The organism is Desemzia sp. FAM 23988 (assembly GCF_045528365.1).
GTDB lineage: Bacteria > Bacillota > Bacilli > Lactobacillales > Carnobacteriaceae > Desemzia.
This window is the reverse complement of record NZ_JBGQQS010000095.1, coordinates 1-255: the sequence shown is the minus strand read 5'-3', so window position 1 is coordinate 255 and position 255 is coordinate 1. Positions and strand designations below refer to the sequence as shown.

At 39.2% G+C, this 255-nt stretch carries 1 pseudogene; it reads left to right on the top strand.

Going from position 1 to position 255, the window contains the following annotated elements:
* Window positions 1–255 (top strand): annotated as a pseudogene (locus ACEN4L_RS13590) (ISNCY family transposase); the annotation flags it as partial.

Here is a 255-nt window from a genome sequence, read left to right as displayed (position 1 = left end):
TGTTACACCGATACGACCATTCGTCATATTTTATATCAAGCTGATATTCTATCACCTAAGGCTCAAAGAAAAACACGTAAGAAAATAAATGCTCGAATCAAAGCTAAATCAATGAAAGGTAAAAAAGGGTCTTATAACCCACTGGTTCCAAGAGCCGAAGATCAAATGGAGTTACCCGAAAAAAGTCACCCTAGCCGTCCTAGAAAGAAATATCAGGGGGAGCTTATTCAAATGGATGCCAGCTCCTATAACTGG